3 protein-coding genes and 1 pseudogene are annotated in these 25,063 nt (G+C 71.4%); 3 read left to right on the forward strand and 1 reads right to left on the reverse strand.

From position 1 onward, the window contains the following. Position 1: 1 nt before the first annotated feature. Positions 2 to 18,928 (forward strand): annotated as a pseudogene (locus tag WME83_RS48420) (non-ribosomal peptide synthase/polyketide synthase); the annotation flags it as partial. A 175-nt stretch (positions 18,929 to 19,103) separates the two neighbouring features. Continuing rightward, a complete protein-coding gene (locus tag WME83_RS48425) occupies positions 19,104 to 20,306 on the forward strand; it encodes a hypothetical protein (protein ID WP_437316488.1) in 1,203 nt (400 codons plus the stop codon). A 41-nt stretch (positions 20,307 to 20,347) separates the two neighbouring features. Here WME83_RS48425 and mxcH read toward each other — a convergent pair whose 3' ends face one another. After that, the gene (gene mxcH / locus WME83_RS48430) at positions 20,348 to 22,957 is read right to left on the reverse strand and encodes a TonB-dependent siderophore myxochelin receptor MxcH (RefSeq protein ID WP_437316489.1); all 2,610 of its coding nucleotides are present in this window, start codon (positions 22,955 to 22,957) and stop codon (positions 20,348 to 20,350) included. A 321-nt stretch (positions 22,958 to 23,278) separates the two neighbouring features. Here mxcH and WME83_RS48435 point away from each other — a divergent pair, with 321 nt between their 5' ends. Further along, entirely contained in the window at positions 23,279 to 24,964 is a 1,686-nt protein-coding gene (locus WME83_RS48435; protein ID WP_437316490.1) for a cyclic peptide export ABC transporter, read from the forward strand. The last annotated feature ends 99 nt before the right edge of the window (positions 24,965 to 25,063 follow it).

Consider the following 25,063-nt stretch of genomic DNA (forward strand, 5'->3'; position numbering starts at 1 on the left):
CGAGAGCGCCGTCGAGTCCCAGATCGAGGTCGTCAAGAAGGGCCGCGTGGCGGCCTTCTCCCTCGCCGAGGGCGGCGAGGCGGGGATCGGCGTCGCCGCGGAGGTCAGCGCGGCGCTCCGGCGGATGATCAAGCCGGAGGCGCTCTGCCGGGCGATCGACGAGGTCGTGGCGCGCGCGCACCAGGGGCCCGCGGGCGTGATCCTGCTGCTGAACCCGGGGGCCATGCCGCTCACCGCGAGCGGAGAGCCGGTGCGCGGGGCCTGCCGGGACGGCTGGAGGGACAGGTCGCTCGACGCCTTTGCCGTCTACGAGCGCGGGAAGCTCCTCGCGCGGGACGCGGCCGCGCCGGCGGCCGCCGCGAGCGGCGCCGCGGCCACCGCGACGGAGGAGCGGCTCGCGGCGATCTGGCGGGAGGTGCTGCGCGTGCGCCGGGTCGAGGGCGACGACAGCTTCTTCGGCGCCGGCGGCGACTCGCTCAAGGCGGCGCAGCTCCTGTCGCGCGTCAACGAGGCCTTCGGCGTGCGCATGGAGCTGCGCGGCCTGTTCGAGGCGTCGTCGTTCCGCGCGCTGGCCGCGAGGATCGATGAGCTGAGGCGCAGAGGGGCGCGCGCGGAGCCCGCGGCGATCGCGCGGGTCCGCCGCGACGGCCGGATGCCGCTGTCGTTCGCCGAGCAGCGGCTGTGGTTCCTGTGGCAGATGGAGCCGGACAGCGCGGCCTACAACATCGCCGGCAGCGCCGAGCTCGCCGGCGCGCTCGACGTCGAGGCGCTCCGCCGCACGTTCCAGGCGCTCGTCGCCCGCCACGAGGCGCTGCGCACGCGCTTTCCGCAGGAGGACGGGCAGCCGTACCGCGCGATCGACGAGGCCGCGCGGATCGAGCTGCCGGTCGTGGATCTGAGCGCGGCGCCGGGAGGGGAGCGCGAGGAGCGAGGGCGCCTCGTCGCGCAGGAAGAGGCGTGCGCGCCGTTCGACCTGGAGCGAGGGCCCGTGCTCCGGGTGCGGCTGATCCGGCGCGCGGAGCGCGACCACCGGCTGCTCGTGACCATGCATCACATCGTCTCGGACGGCTGGTCCATGAACGTGATGATGGACGAGATCGGCGCTCTCTATGAGGCGTACAGCCGAGGCCTGGAGCCGGCGCTGCCGGCGCTGCCGATCCAGACCGCCGACTATGCGGTCTGGCAGCGAGCGTGGCTGGAAGGAGGGGAGATCCAGCGGCAGCTCGAGTACTGGAAGCAGCAGCTCGGGGCCGAGCAGCCGGTGCTCGAGCTGCCGACCGTCCGGCCCCGGCCGGCGTCCCCCAGCCATCGCGCCGGGACGAGCGAGTTCGAGGTGGGCGAGGCGCTGACACGGCAGCTGAACCGCGTCGCGCGCGCGAACGGCGCGACGCTGTTCATGCTCTGCCTCGCCGCCTTCAAGGTGCTCGTCTACCGGTATTCGGGCCAGAGCGACCTCCGGGTCGGCGTGCCGGTGGCGAACCGGAGCCGGGTGGAGATCGAGAAGCTCATCGGCTTCTTCGTCAACACGCAGGTCCTCCGCACCACGCTGGGCGGGAACCCGAGCTTCAGGGAGCTGCTCGGCAGGGTGAAGGAAGCGGCCCTCGGGGCGGAGGCCAACCAGGATCTGCCCTTCGAGCGGCTGGTGGACGCCCTCCGGCCCGAGCGACGGCTGACGCACTCGCCGCTGTTCCAGGTCATGTTCTCGTGGCGCCCGGAGGTCGGGGCGGAGCGCCACGCGATCTCCGGGCTGGAGATCGTGCCCGCTCCGCCCTCGGACGCGGTGGCGAAGTTCGACCTCACGCTGCACCTGACCGAGACGCGCGCGGGGCTGCGCGGGTCGTTCGTCTACCGGGCGGATCTGTTCGATCCCCGGCTGATCGCGGGGATGCAGGAGGGGTTCTTGCTCCTCCTGCGGGAGCTCGAGGGCAAGATCGACCGGCCCATCGCCGCGCTCGAGTGGGTCGAGGCGCGCGAGCGGGCCCGCATCGTCGCGGGGTTCAACCCGACGGGCGTGCCCTACGCGCAGCGGGGCGTGCACGCGTGGATCCAGGCGCAGGTGGAGGGGGCGCCCGAGGCGACGGCCGTTCGCTTCGAGGAGAGCGCGCTGAGCTACGCGGAGCTCGATCGGCGCGCGAATCAGCTCGCGCGCTGGCTGCGCGCGCAGGGCGTGGGGCCCGAGGGGCGCGTGGGGCTGTACGTCGGCCGCTCGCTCGACTTCGTCGTGGGGCTCTACGGCGTGCTCAAGTGCGGCGCGGCCTACGTGCCGCTCGATCCGAAGCTGCCGGCCGCGCGCCTCCGCGACATGGTGGAGGACAGCGGAGCGCAGCTCGTCCTCGGCCGCAGCGAGGCGCGGGACTCCCTGTCTCAGCTCGGGGCGAGGCCGGCCTTCCTCGACGATCCGGAGCTCCTGGCGACGCCGGACGGCGCCGTCGGCGAGCGCGTGCACCCGGACAGCGCGGCGTACGTCATCTACACGTCAGGCTCGACCGGGCGGCCCAAGGGGGTCGTGGTCACGCACCGCAGCGTGAGCAACTACGTGCAGGGGGTGCTCGAGCGGATGGCGCTCCCGGAGCGCGCGAGCCTCGCGATGATCTCGACGGTCGCCGCGGATCTCGGGAACACGGTGCTGTTCGGCGCCCTGTGCTCGGGGCGCGCGCTGCACCTGATCTCCGAGGACCGGGCGCTCGATCCGGACGCGATGGCCGAGTACATGCACGCGCACGGCGTGCACGCGATCAAGATCGCGCCGAGCCACCTCTCGGGGCTCCTGCAGGCCGCGCGGCCCGGGTGGGTGCTCCCCGAGCACACGCTGGTCGTGGGCGGCGAGGCGACGTCCTGGGAGCTCGTCAGCGAGGTGCGGCGCCTCGGCGCGTGCAGGCTCCTGAACCATTACGGGCCCACGGAGACGACGGTCGGCGTGCTCACGCACCTCCACGCCCCGGATGAGCCGCGGCCGGCGACCACCGCGCTGCCGCTGGGCAAGCCGCTGCCGAACAGCCGGGTGTACATCCTGAACCGCGATCTGCAGCCGATGCCGGTCGGCGTGCCGGGCGAGATCTTCATCGGCGGCGAGGGCGTGGCGCGCGGGTACCTGAATCGGCCCGACCTGACCTCGGAGCGCTTCATCCCGGATCCGTACGGCGAGCCCGGCGCGCGGATGTACCGCACGGGGGATCAAGCGCGGTACCTGGAGGACGGGACCATCGAGTTCCTCGGGCGCATCGACGAGCAGATCAAGCTGCGGGGATACCGCATCGAGCTCGGCGAGATCCGGGCGGAGCTCCGCGCGGCGCCCGGCGTGTCCGACGCCCACGTGCTCGTGCACGGCGGGCAAGCGGGCCACGCGCGGCTCGTGGCGTACGTGATCGCCGCCGGCGAGCGCCGGGACACCGAGGCGCTCCGGGCCGCGCTGAGCGCCCGGCTGCCGGACTACATGGTGCCGAGCGATTACGTCTGGATGGATAGCTTCCCGGTGACGGCGAACGGCAAGCTCGATCGCAAGGCGTTGCCGGAGCCGGTCCGCGCGGAGGCGCGGGCGCTCGTCCTGCCGCGCACGGAGGTGGAGGAGAAGCTCGCGGCGGTGTGGCGAGAGGCCCTGAAGGTCGAGCAGGTCGGCGTTCACGACAACTTCTTCGCGCTGGGCGGGGACTCGATCCTGACGCTGCAGGTCGTGGCGCGCGCCAGGAAGCTGGGCGTCTCGCTGACGCCAAAGCAGCTCTTCGCCCACCAGACCATCGCCGAGCTGGCCCGCGTGGCGGAGGTCGCGAGCGAGCCCTCCGCGGCGGCGCGCGAGGAGGCGTCCGGAGAGGTCGAGCTGACGCCGGGCCAGCGGCGCTTCCTCGCGCAAGGGGCTGCGGCCGACCTGCGCGCGGCGCAGTCGGTCCTCCTCGAGCTCGCGGCGCCGATCGACGAGGGCCGGATCGAGCGCGCGTTGCAGCACCTCGCGGCGCACCACGACGCGCTCCGGCTGCGATTGCGGCGAGAGGGAGGGGCGTGGAAGCAATGGCTCGCCGAGGGCGCTTCGCCGCGCCTCACCCGCCGCGTCGACGTGGCGGGCGAGCGCGACCTCGAGGCGGCGGTCCAGCGCGCCGCGGAGGAGGCGGCGCAGGGCCTCGATCTGGAGCACGGGCCGCTGCTGCGCGCGGTGTACCTGGACCGCGGGGCCGGGCGCCCGGCCCGCCTGCTGCTCGCGATCCATCGCCTGGTGGCGGACGGCGCTTCGTGGCGGATCTTGCTCGAGGATCTGCAGACGGCGTGCGCGCAGCTGCGGGACGGGGTGCCCGTGGCGCTGCCCGCGAAGGGCACGCCGCTCAAGCGGTGGGCGCGGCTCGCCAGCGAGCCGGCGGAGGGCCCGGCCCTGGAGCGAGAGCTCGCCTACTGGCAGGAGATGGCCCATGTCGGCGCCAGCCAGCCCGCCGGGACGCGGGACCGGGGGCGCGGCGGCGACGCGGCGACGGCGCTGCTCGTCGAGCTGCCCGAGGAGCAGACGGCGCAGCTCCTGTCCGCCGCCGCGAACGACGCCTACAGGACGCAGCCGCGCGAGCTGCTCCTCAGCGCGCTCGCGAGCGCGCTGTGCGACGGATCCGGGCAGGAGAGCGCGCTCTTCGAGCTGGAGGGGCACGGCAGGGGCGCGCTGGGCGACGGGGTGGACGCGGCGCGGACCGTGGGCTGGCTGGCCGCGCGCTGCCCCGTCCGGCTGACGCCGGTCGCGGGCGATCTCGGCCGCTCGATCAAGGCGATCAAGGAGCAGCTGCGCGCCGTGCCCCGCGGGGGCATCGGCTACGGGGCGCTGCTCGGGTCGGATCGCGCCGAGCTCGCGTCCGCGCGGGCGGCGCGGCCCGAGGTCAGCGTCTCGCTCGCGGCGCTGTGGGATTGGCCCCTCGAGGGCGGCGCCTTCCGGCTCGTCCGTGAGCTCTCGGGCGACGAGCGCGGCGATCACGGGGCGTCCGAGGCCGGCATCGCGGTGACGGCGGGCGTCGACGAGGGGCGGCTCCGGATCCGCTTCGGCTTCCGCGCGGGCGCCTGCACGGAGGAGCGGGCGCGCGAGATCGCGGCGCGGTGCGCGCAGCAGCTGAGCGCGCTCGTCGCGCATTGCCTGGACGAGCGCGCCGGGGGCGTCACGCCGTCGGATTTCCCGCTCGCGCGGATGACGCAGGAGGAGCTCGACGCGCTGCCGGCGGTGCCGCGGGACATCGAGGACATCTTCCCGCTGAGCCCGATGCAGCAGGGGATGCTGCTGCACACGCTGCTCGAGCCGGGGTCCGGCATCTACGTGATGCAGGACCACTACCGCATCGACAGCGCGATCGATCCCGAGGTGTTCGTCGCCGCCTGGCGGCAGGTCGTCGCGCGCCATCCGGCGCTCCGCGCGTCGTTCGTGTGGCAGCACGAAGAGAAGATGGTGCAGATCATCCACCGGCGCGTGCCCTCGGCCGTGGAGTACCTCGACTGGACGGGCACGCCGGAGGAGGAGCAGCAGCGGCGCATCGGCGAGATGATGGCGGAGGAGCGGCGGAGCGGCTTCGATCTCGCGCGGCCTCCGCTCCTGCGGCTGCGCCTGTTCCGCCTCGGCGAGGCCAGCTTCCTCTTCGTGAAGAGCCGCCATCACATCCTGATCGATGCCTGGTGCCGCTCTCTCATGCTCGTGGACTTCTTCAAGCTCTACCGCGCGCTCTCGACCGGGACCGACGCGGCGCTGTCGGCCCCGCCGCTCTACCGGGATTTCATCGCCTGGCTCATGGGCCAGGACCGGGAGAAGACCCGGCAGTACTGGAGAGACGAGCTCGCCGGGTTCGAGGCGGCGACGCCGCTCTCGATCGACAGGCCGCTCACGAAGGACGCTCGCGTCTCGGACGTCGTCGACGCGGCGCTGTACCTGAGCGAGGCCGAGACGGAGGTCCTCGGCCGGGCGGCGCAGCAGCACCAGATCACGCCGAACACGATCGCGCAGGGCGCGTGGGCCGTGGTGCTGTCGCAGTACAGCGGCACGAACGACGTGCTGTTCGGGGTGACGGTGGCGGGGAGGCCGGCGGAGATCCCGGACATTCAAGAGACGGTCGGCCTGTTCATCAACACGATCCCGCTGCGCGTGCGGGTCCCCGCGCGCGAGCGGGCCGCCGTCGTGCGCTGGCTGCGGGATCTGCAGGACAAGAACGCTTCGCTCCGGCAGCACGAGCAGCTGCCGCTGGTGGACATCCAGGCGTGCAGCGAGGTGCCGCGCGGTCTGCCCTTGTTCCACAGCCTGTTCGTGTTCGAGAACGCGCCGCTGGATCACTCCCTGTCGGCATGGGGCGCGGAGTTCCGTGTCGATTTCGGCAGCCACCGGACGCACACGAATTACCCGATCACCGCGGTGGCGATCCCCGGCAAGCGGATGAAGCTGCTGCTGTCCTACGACGCGCGGATGTTCGCGGCGGCGGACATCGAGCGGATGCTGGGGCAGTTCCGGCGGCTGCTGCTGGCGATGGCGGAGCGGCCCGAGGGGGGCGTGCACGAGCTGCCGCTGCTCGGGCGCGAGGAGGCGGCGGCGCAGGAGGCGTGGAACCGGACGGAGCGGGCGTATCCGCTGGAGCGCGGGTACGTGGGCCTGTTCGAGGAGCAGGTGCGAAGGCAGCCGGAGCGGGTCGCAGCGAGATGCCTGGACCGGAGCGTGAGCTACGGCGCGCTGAATGAGCAGGCGGCGCGGGTGGGTCGGGCGCTGTCGGCGGCCGGGGTGAAGGCCGGGGACGTGGTGGCGGTGTTCGCCGAGCGCGGGCTGGAGCTGCTCGCGATGATCCTCGGGGTGTTCAAGGCGGGCGCGGCGTACGTGCCGCTGGACAGCAAGCACCCCGCCGAGCGCACGGCGCAGCTGATGAAGCTGTCGGTGGCGCGGGCGGTGGTGGTGAGCGAGGGGTGCCGGGGACACCTGAGCGAGGCGGAGCAGCGGCTGGAGGGGGAGCCGCGGCCGGCGGTGCTGGTGTTCGAGGCGCTCCAGCGAGAGAGCGATGCGCTGAGCGATGAGGCGCTGTGGCGCGGGGCGCCGGTGCACCCGGCGCAGCTTGCGTACGTGATCTACACGTCGGGCTCGACCGGTACGCCGAAGGGGGCGATGGTGACGAGCGCGGGAATGCTGAACAACCAGCTCAGCAAGGTCCCATATCTCGGGTTGACCGAGCAGGACGTCATCGCGCAGACGGCGTCGCAGAGCTTCGACATCTCGGTGTGGCAGTTCCTCGCAGCGCTGCTTTGCGGGGCGCGTGTGGAGATCGTGCCGGACGAGGTGGCGCACGACCCGCTGGCGCTGCTCAGGCACGTGAACGAGACGGGGATCACGGTCCTCGAGAGCGTGCCGTCGCTGATCCAGGGGATGCTGGGGGAAGCGAGGGTGGAGCTCCCGAGGCTGAGGCGGATGCTGCCGACGGGCGAGGCGATGGCGCCGGAGCTGGCGCGGCAATGGCTGCGGCGGTATCCGCACATCCCGCTGGTGAACGCGTACGGTCCTGCGGAGTGCGCGGACGACGTGTCGCTGCACACGGTGGAGGAGGCGCCCGGGGAAGACGTGGTGTTCCTGCCGATCGGGCGGCCGACCGACAACAACCGGCTGTACGTCGTGAATCAGGCGATGCAGCGCGTGCCGGTCGGGGTGGTGGGCGAGCTGTGCGTGGCGGGCGTGGGCGTGGGGCGCGGGTACCTCGGGGATCCGGGGCGTACGGCGGAGGCGTTCGTGCCGAATCCGTTCAGCGACGTGGCCGGAGAGCGGCTGTACCGGACAGGGGATCTGGGCAGGTACCGCGCTGATGGCGTGCTGGAGTGCGTGGGGCGCGTCGACCACCAGGTGAAGATCCGCGGCTTCCGGATCGAGCTTGGCGAGATCGAGGCGCGGCTGCTGGAGCAGCCCGGGGTGAAGGAGGCGGTGGTGCTGGCCCGGGAGGACGCGCCCGGGCAGAAGCGGCTGGTCGCGTACGTGGTGCTGGAGCGCATCGACGGGGGGGCGCACACGGGCGATGACCCGCGGCGCGCGTGGGAGGCGCTGCGGGCGCAGCTGGGCGAGGCGCTGCCGGAGTACATGGTGCCGCAGGTGTACGTGCTGCTCGAGCAGCTGCCGCTGTCGGCGAACGGCAAGGTGGACCGCCGGGCGCTGCCGGCGCCGGACCTGAGCCAGGCGCAGCGCGCGTACGTGGCGCCGGAGAGCGCCCTCGAGCAGAAGCTCTCGGAGATCTGGAGCAAGTCGCTGCGGGTCGAGCGCGTCGGGCTGCACGACAACTTCTTCGAGCTGGGCGGCGACTCGATCATCGCGCTTCAGGTGGTCGGCCGGGCGAAGAGCGCGGGCATCGGCCTCCATCCGAGGGACGTGTTCCAGCACCAGACGCTGGCGGCGCTCGCCGGGGTGGCGCGATGGATCGAAGCAGCGGTGATCGACCAGGGCGACGCCGAGGGCGAGGCCCCGCTGACGCCGATTCAACGCTGGTTCTTTGACCAGGAGTTCCCCGAGCCGCACCACTGGAACCAGTCGGTGCTGCTCGAGGTCACGGAGGCGCTCGACCTGGAGCTCCTCGAGGCCGCGCTCCAGCACCTGGCGCGCCACCACGACGCGCTCCGGCTGCGCTACCGGCGCGAGGCGGGGACGTGGACGCAGTGGTACAGCCAGGGCCCCGAGCCGCGGCTGACCTCGCGCGTCGACCTGACGGGCGAACCGGACGCGCCGGCGGCCATCGAGCGCGCGGCGAACGCGGCGCAGCGGAGCCTGGACCTCGAGCAGGGCCCGCTCGTGCGCGCGGTGTACATGGGCTGGAAGGACCGGGCGTCGGGCCGCCTGCTGATCGTGATTCACCACCTCGTGGTGGACGGGGTGTCGTGGCGCATCCTGCTGGAGGATCTGCAGACGGTCTACCGGCAGCTGCAGAAGGGGGAGAGCCCCGCCCTGCCGGCGAAGAGCAGCTCGTTCAAGCGCTGGTCCGAGGAGCTCCAGCGCTATGCCGCGTCCGAGCGGCTCGGCGCCGAGCTCGCCACCTGGACGCAGGCGCTCGAGGGAGACGCGCCGATGCTGCCCGCGCGGGATCCGGGCGGCGAAAACACGGTGGCGTCGGCGCGCACGCTGCGGGCCGAGCTGGGCGAGGCGGAGACGCAGGCGCTGCTCACCCAGGCGCCGCAGGCGTACCGGGCGCAGGCGAGCGACCTGCTGCTCACGGCGCTGACCCGCGCGCTGTGCGCGTGGTCGGGCCAGGAGAGCCTGCTCGTCAGCCTGGGTGGCCACGGGCGAGAGGACCTGTTCGAGGGCGTGGACGTCTCGCGGACCGTGGGTTGGTTCACGACGCAGTATCCCGTCCGGCTGACAGCCGCGGGAGATGACCTGGGACGGTCGATCAAGGCCATCAAGGAGCAGCTCAGGGCCGTGCCCGGCAAGGGCATCGGCTACGGCGTGCTGCGCTATCTCTCGGGCGCCGGGGAGGCGCTGAACACGCCGGTTCGCCCGCGGGTCGCCTTCAACTACCTGGGGCAGTTCGACTCGACCGCGGATGGCAAGAAGCTGTTCTCCCTGGCCAAGGAGCCGTCCGGCGACGACCGCGCGGGGAGCAGCGCGCGGGACGCCTGGTTCGACGTCAACACCGCCGTCCACGGGGGCCGGCTGCAGATCAACTGGCGCTTCAGCGAGGGCCTCCACACGGAAGGGCAAGTCCGTCAGCTGATGGAGCGCTTCGTCGAGCAGGTGCGCCGCGTCATCGAGCATTGCCTCGACGGGCGGTCCGGCGGGGTCACGCCGTCGGACTTCCCGCTGGCGCAGCTGACGCAGGAGGAGCTCGATGCGATGCCGGTGCCCGCGCGGAACATCGAGGACATCTATCCGCTGAGCCCGATGCAGCAGGGCATGCTCGTGCACACGCTGCTCGAGTCCGGCTCCGGCATCTACCTCATGCAGGAGCACTTCCGCTTCGACAGCGCCATGGATCCCCAGGTGTTCCTCGCCGCCTGGGAGGCGGTGGTCGAGCGGCACCCGACGCTGCGCACGTCCTTCGTCTGGCAGACGGAGGGCAGGATGCTGCAGATCGTGAACCGGAGCGTCCCGTCGCCGGTCGAGTACCTCGACTGGGGCCACCTGACCGCGGACGAGCAGCAGCAGAGCCTCGAGGCGCTCATCCAGGACGAGCTCCGGCGTGGGTTCGACCTGGCGAGGGCGCCGCTCATCAAGCTGCGGCTGATCCGGTTCCACGAGCGGTGCTTCTATTTCATCAAGAGCTATCACCACATCCTGATCGACGGCTGGTGCAGCTCGCTCCTGCTCGTCGAGTTCTTCGCGCGCTACCAGGCGATGATCGAGGGCGGCGAGCCGCGCCTGTCGAGCCCGCCGCAGTACCGCGACTTCATCGCGTGGCTCGGCGCGCAGGACCGCGCCGCGGCGCTCCGGTACTGGCGAGAGACGCTGGCGGGGTTCGAGGCGCCGACGCCGCTCGCGATCGACCGGCCGATCCCGAAGGACGCGGGCACCTCGCGCGTCGCCGAGATCGTCGTGTACCTGAGCGACGCCGAGACCGAGCTGCTCGGCCGGGCGGCGCAGCGACAGCAGATCACGGTGAACACGATCGCGCAGGGCGCGTGGGCGGTGCTGCTGTCGCAGTACAGCGGCGCGAACGACGTGCTGTTCGGGGTGACCGTGGCGGGGCGGCCGGCGGAGATCGAGGGCATCCAGGACACGGTCGGTCTGTTCATCAATACGATCCCGCTGCGGGTGGCGGTGCCGGGCGCGTCGGACGACGTGACCGTGTCCGGGTGGCTCAAGCAGCTCTTGGCCCAGAACGCCGTGATACGGCAGTACGAGTACATGCCGCTCGTGGACGTCCAGGCGTGCAGCGAGCTGCCGCGCGGCAAGCGCCTGTTCCACAGCCTGCTCGTGTTCGAGAACGCGCCGCTGGATCACTCGCTCATGAAGCGGAAGTACCAGTTTCACGCGGATCTGAGCAGCCACCGGACGCACACGAACTACCCGATCACGGTGGTGGCCATCCCCGGCAAGCGGATGAAGCTGTTCCTCTCGTACGACGAGCGTATGTTCGCTGCGGCGGACATCGAGCGGATGCTGGGGCAGCTCCGGCGGCTGCTGCTGGCGATGGCGGAGCGGCCCGAGGCGAAGCTCCGGGAGCTGCCGCTGCTCGGGCGCGAGGAGGCGGCGGCGCAGGACGCGTGGAACCGGACGGAGCGGGCGTATCCGCTGGAGCGCGGGTACGTGGGCCTGTTCGAGGAGCAGGTGAAGAGACACCCGGAGCGGGTGGCCGCGAGGTGCCTGGGCCGGAGCGTGAGCTATGGCGCGCTGAACGAGCAGGCGGCGCGGGTGGGTCGGGCGCTGTCGGCGGCCGGGGTGAAGGCCGGAGACGTGGTGGCGGTGTTCGCCGAGCGCGGGCTGGAGCTGCTCGCGATGATCCTCGGCGTGTTCAAGGCCGGCGCGGCGTACGTGCCGCTGGATAGCAAGCACCCCGCCGAGCGCACGGCGCAGCTGATGAAGCTGTCGGTGGCGCGGGCGGTGGTGGTGAGCGAGGGGTGCCGGGGGCACCTGAGCGAGGCGGAGCAGCGGCTGGAAGGAGAGCCGCGGCCGGCGGTGCTGGTGTTCGAGGAGCTCCAGCGAGAGAGCGATGCGCTGCGGGAAGAGGTGCTGTGGCGCGGGGCGCCGGTGCACCCGGCGCAGCTTGCGTACGTGATCTACACGTCGGGCTCGACCGGTACGCCGAAGGGGGCGATGGTGACGAGCGCGGGAATGCTGAACAACCAGCTCAGCAAGGTCCCATATCTCGGGTTGACCGAGCAGGACGTCATCGCGCAGACGGCGTCGCAGAGCTTCGACATCTCGGTGTGGCAGTTCCTCGCGGCGCTGCTTTGCGGGGCGCGTGTGGAGATCGTGCCGGACGAGGTGGCGCACGACCCGCTGGCGCTGCTCAGGCACGTGAACGAGACGGGGATCACGGTCCTCGAGAGCGTGCCGTCGCTGATCCAGGGGATGCTGGGGGAAGCGAGGGTGGAGCTCCCGAGGCTGAGGCGGATGCTGCCGACGGGCGAGGCGATGGCGCCGGAGCTGGCGCGGCAATGGCTGCGGCGATATCCGCACATCCCGCTGGTGAACGCGTACGGTCCTGCGGAGTGCGCGGACGACGTGTCGCTGCACACGGTGGAGGAGGCGCCCGGGGAAGACGTGGTGTTCCTGCCGATCGGGCGGCCGACCGACAACAACCGGCTGTACGTCGTGAATCAGGCGATGCAGCGCGTGCCGGTCGGGGTGGTGGGCGAGCTGTGCGTGGCGGGCGTGGGCGTGGGGCGCGGGTACCTCGGGGATCCGGGGCGTACGGCGGAGGCGTTCGTGCCGAACCCGTTCAGCGACGTGGCCGGAGAGCGGCTGTACCGGACAGGGGATCTGGCCAGGTACCGCGCTGATGGCGTGCTGGAGTGCGTGGGGCGCGTCGACCACCAGGTGAAGATCCGTGGCTTCCGGATCGAGCTTGGCGAGATCGAGGCGCGGCTGCTGGAGCAGCCTGGGGTGAAGGAGGCGGTGGTGCTGGCCCGGGAGGACGTGCCCGGGCAGAAGCGGCTGGTCGCGTACGTGGTGCTGGACCAGGCAGCGACGCAGGGCGGGGACGACCCGCGGCGCGCGTGGGAGGCGCTGCGGGCGCAGCTGGGCGAGGCGCTGCCGGAGTACATGGTGCCGCAGGTGTACGTGCTGCTCGAGCAGCTGCCGCTGTCGGCGAACGGCAAGGTGGACCGCCGGGCGCTGCCGGCGCCCGACCTGAGCCAGGCGCAGCGCGCGTACGTGGCGCCGGAGAGCGTCCTCGAGCAGAAGCTCTCGGAGATCTGGAGCAGGACGCTCGGCGTCGAGCAGGTCGGCCTGCACGACAACTTCTTCGAGCTGGGCGGCGACTCGATCATCGCGCTTCAGGTGGTCGGCCGGGCGAAGAGCGCGGGTATCGGGATCTTGCCGAGAGACGTGTTCCAGCACCAGACGCTCTCGGCGCTCGCCGGGGTGGCGCGATGGATCGAAGCGGCGGTGATCGACCAGGGCGACGCCGAGGGCGAGGCCCCGCTGACGCCGGTCCAGCGCTGGTTCTTCGAGCAGGAGCTCCCCGAGCCGCACCACTGGAACCAGTCGGTGCTGCTCGAGGTCACGGAGCCGCTCGACCTGGAGCTCCTCGAGGCCGCGCTCCAGCACCTGGCGCGGCACCACGACGCGCTCCGGCTGCGCTACCGGCGCGAGGCCGGGACGTGGACGCAGTGGTACAGCCAGGGCCCCGCGCCGCGGATGACCTCGCGCGTCGATCTGCGCCGCGAGGCGGATCCCTCGGCGGCGATGCTCCGCGCGGCGAACGCGGCGCAGCGCAGCCTGGACCTCGAGCATGGCCCGCTCGTGCGCGCCGTGTACATGAGCACGGAAGAGAGGGCGGCGGACCGTCTCCTGCTGGTGATTCACCACCTCGTGGTGGACGGGGTGTCGTGGCGCATCCTGCTGGAGGACCTGCAGACGGCCTACCGGCAGCTGCGGAAAGGGGAGAGCCCCGCCCTGCCGGCCAAGAGCAGCTCGTTCAAGCGCTGGTCCGAGGAGCTGCAGAAGTTCGCCACGTCCGAGCAGCTCGCCTCGGAGCTCGATTCCTGGATGCAGACGCAGGGCGGCCAGGCGCCTGTGCTGCCCGCGCGCGACCCGGGCGGCGCCAACACGGTGGCGTCGGCGCGCACGCTGCGGGCCGAGCTGGGCGAGGCGGAGACGCAGGCGCTGCTCACCCGGGCGCCGCAGGCCTACCGGGCGCAGGCGAGCGACCTCTTGCTCACCGCGCTGGCCCACACGCTGTGCGCGTGGTCCGGCCAGGAGAGCTTGCTCGTCGGCCTGACCGGCCACGGCCGAGAGGACCTGTTCGAGGGCGTGGACGTCTCGCGCACCGTGGGCTGGTTCACCGCGCATTACCCGGTCCGTCTGGCGCCCGCGCCGGAGGACCTCGGCCGGTCGATCAAGGCCATCAAGGAGCAGCTCAGGACCGTGCCCGGCCGGGGCATCGGCCACGGCGTGCTCCGCTATCTGAGCTTGCATGGCGAGCGCCTGCGCGACGCCGCCAGGCCGCTCGTGGCCTTCAACTACCTGGGTCGGTTCGACGACCTGTCCGACGCAGAGGCGCTCTTCCGTCCGGTGGCGGACTCCTTTGGAGACGACGCCAGCGGCGCGAGCCGGCGAGAGACCTGGCTCGACGTCAACGCGGGCGTGCACGGCGGCCGGCTGCAGATCGGCCTCCGCTTCAGCGAGAACCTCCACGCCGAAGAGGAGATCGCGCGCCTCCTGGAGCGGTTCGTGGAGCAGCTGCGCGGGCTGATCGCGCACTGCCTCGACGAGCGAGCCGGCGGGGTCACGCCGTCGGACTTCCCGCTGGCGCAGCTGACGCAGGAGGAGCTCGACGCGATGCCCGTGCCCGCGCGGAACATCGAGGACATCTTCCCGCTCAGCCCGATGCAGCAGGGGATGCTGCTGCACACGCTGCTCGAGCCGGGCTCCGGCATCTACCTCATGCAGGAGCTCTATCACTTCGACACGCCGATCGATCCGGCCGCCTTCGTGAGCGCCTGGGAGGCGGTGGTCGAGCGGCACCCGACGCTGCGCACCTCGTTCGTGTGGCAGTCGGAGGGCAAGATGCTCCAGATCGTCAACCGGAGCGTCCCGTCGCCGGTCGCGTACCTCGACTGGAGCCACATGACCGCCGAGGAGCAGCAGCGGAGCCTCAAGGAGCTCGTCCAGGGCGAGCTCCGGCGGGGGTTCGATCTCGCGCGGGCGCCGCTCCTCGGATTGCGGCTGATCCGGCTCGCGGAGCGCAGCTTCTACTTCGTCGAGAGCTATCACCACATCCTCATCGACGGGTGGTGCAGCTCGCTCCTGCTCGTCGAGTTCTTCGCCCGCTACCGGGCGATCGTGGCCGGCGAGCGCCTGGAGCTCACCCATCCGCCGCCGTACCGCGACTTCATCGGGTGGCTCGGCCGGCAGGACAAGGAGCGGATGCTCCGGTTCTGGCGGGAGACGCTGGCGGGGTTCGAGGCCGCCACGCCGCTCGTGATCGACCGGCCGATCCCGAAGGACGCGGGAACGTCGCGCGTCGAGGAGCTGGTCGTCTACCTGAGCGAGGCGGAGACCGAGCTGCTCGGCCGGGCGGCGCAGCGGCAGCAGATCACGGTGAACACGATCGCGCAGGGCGCGTGGGCCACGGTGCTGTCGCAGTACAGCGGCGCGAGCGACGTGCTGTTCGGGGTGACGGTGGCCGGGCGGCCCGCGGAGCTCGAGAACATCCAGGACACCGTGGGCCTGTTCATCAACAGCATCCCGCTGCGGGTGGAGGTGCCGGGCGCGTCGGACGACGTGACCGTGTCCCGGTGGCTCAAGCAGCTCTTGGCCCAGAACGTCGTGATGCGGCAGCACGAGCACGTGCCGCTCGTGGACATCCAGGCGTGCAGCGAGCTGCCGCGCGGCAAGCGCCTGTTCCACAGCCTGCTCGTGTTCGAGAACGCGCCGCTCGACTCCTCCTTGATGAAGCGGAGGTTCGAGCTCCAGGCGGAGCTCACGAGCCAGCGCACGCACACGAACTACCCGCTGACGGTCGTCCTCACGCCAGGATCGCAGCTGGAGCTCCGGTTCTCCTACGACGAGCGGATGTTCGCTGCGGCGGACATCGAGCGGATGCTGGGGCAGTTCCGGCGGCTGCTGCTGACGATGGCGGAGCGGCCCGAGGCGAAGCTCCGGGAGCTGCCGCTGCTCGGGCGCGAGGAGGCGGCGGCGCAGGACGCGTGGAACCGGACGGAGCGGGCGTATCCGCTGGAGCGCGGGTACGTGGGCCTGTTCGAGGAGCAGGTGAAGAGACACCCGGAGCGGGTGGCCGCCAGGTGCCTCGGGAACATCGTGCGCTACGGCGAGCTGAACGAGCAGGCGGCGCGGGTGGGCCGGGCGCTGTCGGCGGCCGGGGTGAAGGCCGGAGACGTGGTGGCGGTGTTCGCCGAGCGCGGGCTGGAGCTGCTCGCGATGATCCTCGGCGTGTTCAAGGCCGGCGCGGCGTACGTGCCGCTGGACAGCAAGCACCCCGCCGAGCGCACGGCGCAGCTGATGAAGCTGTCGGCGGCGCGGGCGGTGGTGGTGAGCGAGGGGTGCCGCGGACACCTGAGCGAGGCGGAGCAGCGGCTGGAAGGAGAGCCGCGGCCGGCGGTGCTGGTGTTCGAGGAGCTCCAGCGAGAGGGCGATGCGCTGAGCGAAGAGGCGCTGTGGCGCGGGGCGCCGGCGCACCGCGAGCAGCTTGCGTACGTGATCTACACGTCGGGCTCGACCGGTACGCCGAAGGGGGCGATGGTGACGAGCGCGGGGATGCTGAACAACCAGCTCAGCAAGGTCCCGTACCTCGGGCTGACGGAGCGGGACGTCATCGCGCAGACGGCGTCGCAGAGCTTCGACATCTCGGTGTGGCAGTTCCTCGCGGCGCTGCTTTGCGGGGCGCGTGTGGAGATCGTGCCGGACGAGGTGGCGCATGACCCGATAGCGCTGCTCAGGCACGTGAACGAGACGGGGATCACGGTCCTCGAGAGCGTGCCATCGCTGATCCAGGGGATGCTGGGGGAAACGAGGGTGGCGCTTCCCAGGCTGAGGCGGATGCTGCCGACGGGCGAGGCGATGGCGCCGGAGCTGGCGCGGCAGTGGCTGCGGCGGTATCCGCACATCCCGCTGGTGAACGCGTACGGTCCTGCGGAGTGCGCGGACGACGTGTCGCTGCACACGGTGGAGGAGGAGCCCGGGGAAGACGTGGTGTTCCTGCCGATCGGGCGGCCCACCGACAACAACCGGCTGTACGTGGTCAACGGCGCCATGCAGCGGGTTCCCGTGGGCGTCATCGGCGAGCTGTGCGTCGCGGGCGTGGGCGTGGGACGGGGCTACCTCGGGGATCCAGCGCGCACGGCGGAGGCGTTCGTGCCAAACCCGTTCAGCGATGTGGCCGGAGAGCGGCTGTACCGGACAGGGGATCTGGCCAGGTACCGGGCTGATGGCGTGCTGGAGTGCGTGGGGCGCGTCGACCATCAGGTGAAGATCCGCGGCTACCGCGTGGAGCTCGGCGAGATCGAGGCGCGGCTGCTGGAGCAGCCCGGGGTGAAGGAGGCGGTGGTGCTGGCCCGGGAGGACGTGCCCGGACAGAAGCGGCTGGTCGCGTACGTGGTGCTGGAGCAACCCGACGGTGGAGCCCCGGCGGACGGTGACCCGCGGCAGGCCTGGGAGGCGTTGCGCGCGCAGCTCGAAGCGGTGTTGCCCGAGTACATGGTGCCGCAGGTGGCCGTGCTGCTGGAGCAATTGCCGCTGTCGGCCAACGGCAAGGTGGACCGCCGGGCGCTGCCGGCGCCCGACCTGAGCCAGGCGCAGCGCGCGTACGTGGCGCCGAGCACCGCGCTGGAGCAGAAGCTGGCGGAGATCTGGAGCAAGTCGCTGCGGGTCGAGCGGGTCGGGCTGCACGACAACTTCTTCGAGCTGGGCGGCGACTCGATCATCGCGCTGCAGGTGGTCGGCCGGGCGAAGAGCGCGGGCATCGGCCTCCAGCCGAGGGACGTGTTCCAGCACCAGACGCTCTCGGCGCTCGCCGGGGTGGCGCGATGGATCGAAGCGGCGGTCATCGACCAGGGCGACGCCGAGGGCGACGTACCGCTGACGCCGATCCAGCGGTGGTTCTTCGACCAGGATCTCGCCGAGCCGCACCACTGGAACCAGTCGGTGCTGCTCGAGGTCACGGAGCCGCTCGACCTGGAGCTCCTCGAGGCCGCGCTCCAGCACCTCGCTGGCCACCACGACGCGCTCCGGCTGCGCTGCCGGCGCGAGGCCGGGACATGGAGGCAATGGTACAGCCAGGGCCCCGAGCCGCGGCTGACCTCGCGCGTCGATCTGCGCCACGAGGCCGACGCCCCCGCGGCGATCGAGCGCGCGGCGAACGCGGCGCAGCGCAGCCTCGATCTGGAGCGCGGCCCGCTCCTGCGCGGCGTGCTCATGAGCACCGGCGCCGGAGAGCGGCTGCTCCTCCTCTGCCATCACCTGGCGGCCGACGGCGTATCCTGGCGCATCCTGCTGGAGGACCTGCAGGCGGCCTACCGGCAGCTGCGGGCAGGCCAGGCCGTGGAGCTCCCGCCCAAGACCACGTCCTTCAAGCGCTGGTCGCAGCTGCTCCACGACCACGCGAAGGGCGAGCTCGCGCGGCGAGAGCTCCCCTACTGGCAGCGGGCGGTGGAGAAGGGCCATCCCGACCTGCCCGCGACGAACCCCCGGGGCGACAACACGGTGGCGCGCGGGCGCACCGTCTCCGTCGTCCTGAGCGAGGCCGAGACGTCTCAGCTGCTGACCCGCGCCAACGAGGCGTATCACACGCAGATCAACGATCTGCTGTTGACGGCGCTCGCGCAGACGCTGTGCGCGTGGTCCGGGCACGAGAGCGCGCTCATCGAGCTGGAGGGGCACGGAAGAGAGGATCTGTTCGAGGGGGTCGACACGACCCGCACCGTCGGTTGGTTCACCATCCTTTACCCGGTGCGGCTCACGCCGGAGCGGACGGACCTTGGTCGCTCGATAGAGGCCATCAAGGGCCAGCTCAGGGGGCTGCCGAGCAAGGGCATCGGCTACGGCGTCCTGCGCTACCTGTCCGAGGAGGGCAGGGCCCTCGCCGGCGGCGCGCAGCCTCGGGTGCAGTTCAACTACCTGGGGCAGTTCGATCAGACGTTCGACGAGCGCGGCTTCCTGCGGGTCGCGCCCGAGCCGTACGGCGACGAGCGCAGCCCGAGGAGCGTGGAAGACACCTGGTTCGGCGTGAGCGGGCACGTGCTCGGCGGGCGCATGCAGCTCAACTGGCGCTACAGCGCCGACATCCACACGGAGGAGGTTGCGCGTCACCTGCTGCACCTGTATGTCGAACACCTGCGGGGGATCCTCCAGCATTGCCTGAAGCGGGCGTGAGGCGCCGCGGCGGCGGCCTTCGCCGCCGCCGCGCCCGGCCCGAGGCAGGGCCACCGCAGCAGGTTGGTTTCACTTGTGGCTTCGCCCCGCCCGCTGGCGGCGGGGCGGTCGAAGGAATGGGTGCTTCATGGACATCTCGAAACGACGCGCGCCCCTCATGGTCTCTCGTCGCATGGCGCTGTTCTCCCTCGCCGCCCTCGCGAGCTGCGGCAACAACGAGCCCGGCGGCGAGACGACGGAGTATGCCGGTGGTCCCCTGTACCTCATCGCGACCGAGGTCAGCGCGGGCGATCACTTCCAGGTCTACCTGGTCCTGTCCCCGACCTTCGACGCGTCGACGGCGATCGACGCGACCCGCGGCCTGGAGCTGCAGGGGCGGCCGATCCCCATCGTCCACAACGGGGCCGTCTACGTCTCCGACCGCACCGCGCCCACGGTCACACGCTACCTCGTGACGGAGGATGGACAGCTCGCGCCCGACCGGACCGTGAGCTTCGCCAGCGTCGGCGTGCAGGGCATCGACGGCGCGAACATGCACATCGTCAGCGACGAGAAGGCCTACCTGTTCGACCCGGCGAGCCTGCGGATCCTCGTCTGGAACCCCACGGAGATGAAGCTCACCGGGGCGGAGATCGACCTCACCGAGGTCAGCCGAGAGGGGTACACGGCGGTTGCCTGGCTCGAGCCGTTCAACGTCGCCTCCAGGGGTGATCGCCTCTTCATCCCCGTGAGCTGGTACGATCAGGACGGCAACATCGCGTTCGGCGCCGCGCTGCTCACCATCGACACGAGCTCCGATACGGTGGTCGCCTTCTCGAAGGACGACCGGTGCGGTGAGGCGTACATGAGCGTCGAGGCGCCCTCCGGCGACATCTATTTCTTCGCCTCGGCGGAGAGCAGCGCCCAGCACCATTACGGGGACGGCGCGCGGCGCCCCTCCTGCGTGGCGCGGGTGCGCGCGGGGGCGGACACCTTCGATCCCGACGACGAGGTCCTCGACCTCTCGGCGCTCGTGTCAGGCCGCGCCGCGCAGGGCGCGATCTCGGACGGGGCGACCGGCTTCTTCTTCGCTGCGGCGGATGAGGCGCGCTGGGAGGAGCGGGAGCAGAACGGGTGGTCGTTCTGGCGCATCTGGCACTACGACTTCGAGACGAAGGAGGCGCGCGAGGTCGACTCGCTCCCGTGGTGGGCCGGCTCCACGTACCACTACGAGATCGACGGCCAGAAGTACCTCCCCTTCTGGGAGGCCACGCCGGACGACGGCTGGAAGACGACGGTGTTCAAGATGAGCGGGACGGACAACCCCGCGCCGCTGTTCTCCTTCGCCGCCTCCTACAGGGCGATCGCGCGGCTCAAGTGAGCTCTTCGTGAGGCTCGATCCCGGAGCGTCGAGGTCCGATGTCAGTAATCTACGGTCCCCTTGAAGTAGAACGCGCGTCCCGGCTTCTCCACCCGGAGCACGTCGTACGCGCGGGCATCGGTCAGGTTCTGCACCTCGAGGGTCGAGCTCACGGTGACGGCGCCTCGCACGAGGTACGTCAGCCCGATCGCGTGCAGGAGCTGCGACGGGATCGCCGCCTTCACCGCCGCCGGCAGGCCGGCGCTCTCCCAGCTCGGGAGGAACTCGTGGACGTAGCGCGTGGACCAGGAGAGCGACAGCTCATCGCCCGGCGCGTTGACGCCGGCGAACCTGAGCCCGGCGGTCGCGTTCGCGAAGAGCCAGGGCCGGTTGGGGAGCCGCTCCCCCGCGAACCGCTTGTAGGCGCCCTCGTCCGAGATGTTGCGGAGGTCCATCCAGGTCACGTTGCCCTCGAGCGAGACATGCTCGCCCGGCGACGTCCAGCCGACGGAGCCCTCGACGCCCACGGAGCGAACGGTCGCGATGTTCTCATGCATCTCGTGCAAGCGGTCCACGGAGGGGAGCCGCGCGATCATGTCGTCGACGTGGCGCACGAAGCCCTGAACCGTGCCGCGCACGGCGCCCGCGGGCGTGTCCGCCCAGGCGAGCGTGGCGCTCACGGTCGCGTTGTGGCTCGTCTCCGGCGCGAGCTCCAGGTTCGGCGAGAGGAGCGCTCCGTCGCCGAACACCTCCTCCGGCTGGGGGAGGCGCGTCGCGAGCTCGTACGCGCCCTTGAGCGACAGCCACTCGGCGGCCTGGAACACCAGCCCGTCCCCGATGCCCAGGCGGTGCGTCGCCCGCTCGAGCGGACGGACGGAGTTGTCGAACGTCTCCACCTGATCGGTCGACAGCCAGTACAGGTAGTCCTTGGCGAAGAGGATGTTCTCGAAGCGGCGCTCGGCGGCGTAGGCCTGGTACTCGACGCCGCTCACGAGCGTGAGCACCTCGCGGCGCGTCGTGAGCGGGTCGATGCGGCTCGGGTTCAAGCGCAGCCGCTCCTTGCCGGTCCGCCGCGTGTCGCTGGGAGCGACGGTGATGTGCAGCGCGTGGTCGTCCGCCAGGTAGATGTCCGCGTGGAGGCGGCCGAGCGCGCGGTGCTCCCACTGGGTGAGGTCGCTCCGGAAGGGGCCCACCTCGCCGGCCGTCGACATCGCTGGCCGCTCGTACGTCCGGCGGCCGTACCAGTCGTAGACCCAGCGAGAGGTGTCCTTGAAATCGATCCTGCGATGGGTGTATCCCCCGGTCAGGGACACCGCGAGCCCGCGGACGAACAGGTTCCGCTTCTCGTAGCGCAGCGTCCCGCCCTGCGCCGATTCGCCGGACACGACCTCTCCGTAGGGCACGGTCATGCCGACGTTGTGCTGCAGCTCCTTCTCGAAGCTCGTCGAGAAGAGCCGGAGCAGCAGCCGCTTCGCCCACGGCCGGTCGACGACCCCGACTTCGACGTTGCCGCCGAGCGCGCGGTACCCATCGTGGAAGCGGTGCACGCGCGCGGGCCGGGGCTCTCCCGCCACGTCGACCTGCACATCGATGGGGTAGTTGTTCGCCGCGTAGTCGACGAAGCCGCTCCCGTTCACGACGAGCCCGCTCGGCTCATGGCGATGCCGGGCGGCGATCGTGGCCCGGTACGTCGCGAACGAGCCCACCTGGTACGAGGCGCCGGCGTGCGTCCCGCGAACATCGTGATCGGTCACCAGGTTGATCGCGCCGCCGAGCGCGTCCGCGCCGAAGCGGATCGGGACGACGCCGGCGTAGACCTCCGCGCGCTCGATGGCGTTGACCGGGACATCGCCGACGCCGTTCCCGAAGCCCGCCGCCTCGAGCGGGATGCCGTCGAGAAACACGCGGATCTGGCCGTCGGTGAGCCCGTTCAGCTCGAGGCGGTTCCTGGATCCGAGCCCGCCCGCGCGCGTCACGGCGACGCCGGGGCTGCGGCTCAGGACCTCGCCGAGACTGGCGCTCTCGCGCCGGGCGCGCTCGGTCTCGATCACCTCGATCGGCATGGCCGACCTGCGGAGGCGGTCCGCCTCCGACGCGCCCTTCACGACGACCTCGATCGGCGCGGCCGCGCGGGCCGGGCGCGCCGGGCGATCGCGCGCCGGCGGCGGCGGCGCATCGACGGCGCCTCCCGGGGCGAGCGGCGGCGGCGCGGCCGGCGGCGGGGCCGCGTCGACGGCGCGAAACACGTAGTCATAAAGGATCCTCGCCGCGACCGGCTTTCCGTCGACCGTGGCGGGCGCGAAGCTGAGCTCCAGGGCCGCGCGCGTCGCGGCCTCGTCAAACCCGTGTCCCTGCGGCGTCACCACCTCCGCCGAGGCGACGCGCCCCTCGGCGTCGACGAGGAGCTTGAGCCGGACGACCGCCTCGATCCGCGCCGCGCGCGCGGCCTCCGGGTACTCCGCCTCAGCGTGCTTCAGGAGCCGAGGCGCCTCGACGCTGCCCGTGCGCTCGGACGCCGGCCGCTCCCCGTCCGGCGGTGTCTGCGCGCGCGCCTCTCCCGCCATGAGCAGGAACCCCGCCGAGCCAGCGCCGAGCAGACGGATGAGACGATTGGTGCTCTTCGACCTCCGTGCTGGAAACTGCCTGAAACGACCGCCGCGAGCTCTCGACATGCTGGAGAGCGCCTCCGTTCCTGCGCATCGCGAACATTGCATCTCCAGCGCACGCGGCGCGGAGTGCTGCGCGACGAGTTTGTGATCTGAAATAGTGTTTGACAGGTTTCTCCGGCCGTGTCAAATGGCTCTTGAATGTGAAAGTGATTTTCAAGTTCCGGAAGGGACGTCCTTTCACCTCGGTTTGCCCAGCTCCGGGTGACGCCCCTCGGGCGGCGGCGTGGGCATCGACGTGAGTGTTCTCCAGCGCGTGAGCGCTGCGTGGCGGAAAGCGTGCCGATGGCGACGAGCGAAGCAGAGAGGCTACCTGGGTGGAGGCCGGTGCAAACGGACGTGCCGGGCGGGGGAGGGCTGCTCTCCGCGCTGGTCCGCTCGTCGCGCGGGCTGCTCGCGGCCGCGCTGATCACGAGCCTCATCAGCGGGTTTTGCGCGGCGCCGCTCGTCGCGCTCATCAACCAGGCGCTGAACGGGCAGAGCGGCGACTTGCCTGCGCTCGGCTGGAAGTTCGCCGGGATCAGCGTCCTTGTGCTGCTCACCCGCTGGGTGTCGCAGTCCCTCTGCGTGCATCTGAGCCAGGTCACGCTCGCGCAGATGCGGTCCCATGTCAGCCGCCAGGTGACCGGCGCGCCTTATCGACACCTCGAGCTCCAGGGCTCGGCGCGCGTCCTCGGGATCCTCACCGAGGACATCGCGACGCTCTCGCAGTTCTTCGTGTCGGTCCCGTCCCTGTTCCTGGACGGCGCCGTCGTGCTGGGCTGCCTCATGTACCTGTGTTTCCTCTCGTGGCGCGTGTTCCTCTTCGCGGCGGTCATCGTCGTCGTGGGCTCGCTCGGGTTCCACCTCGCGAACACGAGCGCCCTCCGTTACCTGCGCGCCTCGCGCCTGCACGAAGACAGGCTGTTCCATCACTTCCGGTCGCTGTTCGACGGGGCGAAGGAGCTCAAGCTCCACCGGGCGCGCCGGGGGGCGTTCCTGTCGAGCATGCTGGACGGCAGCATCGACAAGGTGCGCGAGGAGCGCACGAGGGGGCTGACGATCTACGTCGGCGCGGAGAGCTGGGGCAGCTTCCTGTTCTTCGTCTTCATCGGAGCGGTCCTGTTCGTCTTCAGCCGCTTCTTCAGCGTCGACACCTATGTGATGTCCGGCTACGCGCTCGTCTTCCTGTACATGCAGCTGCCCATGGAGGCGGCGCTGCGGGCGCTCCCGAACATCAGCCGAGCCCGCGTCGCCCTGGAGCGCATCGAACAGGTGACCGGCAGCCTGTCTGCCGAGGGCGTCCGGGCTCTCGCGCCGCCCCCGCCCCCGTTCGAGCGGCTGCGGCTGCGGGGCGTCACGCACGCCTACTACCGGGAGCAGGAGGGCCGCACCTTCGTCCTCGGCCCGATCGACCTGGAGCTTCGCCCCGGGGAGATCGTCTTTCTGGTCGGCGGCAACGGGAGCGGCAAGACCACGCTCGCCAAGCTCATCGTGGGTCTCTACGCCCCGGAGGGCGGGGAGATCCTGCTGAACGGCGCGCCGGTCACCGAGGAGACGCGGGACGCGTACCGCCAGCTGTTCTCCGCGGTGTTCTCGGACTTCTTCCTGTTCGACAGCCTGATCGGCCTCGAGGGGGGCGCGCTCGACGAGCGCGCCCGGAAGCTCCTCGCCGAGCTGGAGCTCGGCCACAAGGTGACGGTGCGGGATGGAGCGCTCTCCACGACGGAGCTGTCGCAAGGCCAGAGGAAGCGGCTGGCGCTCCTGGTCGCGTATCTGGAGAACCGTCCTGTCTATGTGTTCGACGAGTGGGCCGCCGATCAGGATCCGGCCTACAGAGAGGTGTTCTACCGCCGCCTTTTGCCCGAGCTCAAGGCGAGGGGGAAGGCCGTGCTCGCCATCACGCACGATGATCGCTATTTCCACCTGGCCGACCGCTGCGTCAGGCTGGAATTCGGCCGGCTCGCGCCTCGCGGTGACGAAGGAGACGCAGCGGAGAGCCACGCGGAGGCGCAGGCCGTCGTGAGCGCCTGACGCGAGGCGCGACACGCAGGGCCGCTCCCGGCTTCGTGAGCGGCTGTCGCTGGACATCGCCGTACGGGCGGGAGCCGCCGCGCGAGCCGCGTTCGCCCG

Origin of the sequence: Sorangium sp. So ce385 (genome assembly GCF_051474135.1) — a bacterium.
In the GTDB taxonomy this organism is placed as follows: domain Bacteria; phylum Myxococcota_A; class Polyangia; order Polyangiales; family Polyangiaceae; genus Sorangium; species Sorangium cellulosum_D.